General features: G+C 24.5%; 1 protein-coding gene. It reads left to right on the forward strand.

Annotation, left to right across the window (positions count from 1 at the left end; all coding sequences use genetic code 11):
- Nucleotides 1-480: 480 nt before the first annotated feature.
- On the forward strand, nucleotides 481-963 hold the full coding sequence (locus B0A81_RS21045; protein WP_089059836.1) for a hypothetical protein: 483 nt from the start codon (nucleotides 481-483) through the stop codon (nucleotides 961-963).
- Nucleotides 964-1,074: the final 111 nt, after the last annotated feature.

Here is a 1,074-nt window from a genome sequence, read left to right on the forward strand (position 1 = left end):
GATTTAAGTAAAAATGACCTTCATAAATTAATTTTAAGCGCCGTTTTTACTTCTTTAATATCAATAATTAACTTTTGTTTTTTTGTTGTTTTATGATCTTTATTTTAATTTTTAGCCTAATTTTTCTTAGTTTAACGGGTTGTTAACATACAATTGTTTATAAAGTTGCTATTTTTATAAAAAGCTCAAGTATGAAATTTTAGAATTTCAAAAATTGACGTTTTAAGAATCGAATTGGAGTTTTTCTAAAATTTAAAAATTTTCATTTTTAGTTTTAGAGTTAATTCTAAACCTGAATTTTAAAAATTGATTTTATGGTCAGTTTATAGTTGTAATTTGTTTTTGATAATACGTTTACGATGTAAGTATTTTTTTGAAGGCATTTATAATTTGTAAATTTCATGAAGTTAGTTTTACACGTATCGAAATTTTGATTTTCATTTTGAACTAAGAATTTTTAATCCTTAAATTTTAAATGTTATGAAAAATTTATTTTTTACATTATCGGCAGTTTTATTTGCAAACATTGCAATTTCGCAAACACATCAAATTACAAAACACAATGGAGAACAACTTGATGTGAATTTTATTAAAAACGAAAATGGTTTAATTTATTATTCCTTGAACGGAAGTTCTGAAGAAGTTAAAATTAGTAAGTATGCTGTTTCTAAATTAACCAATAAACAAACAAATCAAACACAAAAAATATCTGATAAAATCATAGTAGATTCAAAAGATGATTATAAAATGGTAACTGTTCTGCCTCAAGAAAAGACAATAGGACTGAAAGAAGTGGCTTCATTTACAGGTGTTTCGACAAGGACAAAAGGTGAACCGCCAATTGCTAATAAGAATCAAACAGCTATGAGAATCAAAAGTAAGTCAGCTTCAAATGGCTATCCGTTTGTAAGTATTGTTGAGAAAGGAAATGGCAAATATGAAGCAGTAGCTTACGCGTATTAATTTTAGTGTTAAATTTTAGTAAATATCATTTGTTCAATTATTTATATTTTAAAAAAAGAGTACCTTTATTAATCACTTAAATTTTATTATTATGTCAAAGAACTTAAATAC

It is taken from the genome of Flavobacterium plurextorum (assembly GCF_002217395.1).
Taxonomy (GTDB): Bacteria; Bacteroidota; Bacteroidia; order Flavobacteriales; family Flavobacteriaceae; genus Flavobacterium; species Flavobacterium plurextorum.

Bases quoted from the DNA above. Each gene is read 5' to 3' on its own strand.
- B0A81_RS21045 (WP_089059836.1), top strand. From the start codon at position 481: ATGAAAAATTTATTTTTTACATTATCGGCAGTTTTATTTGCAAACATT.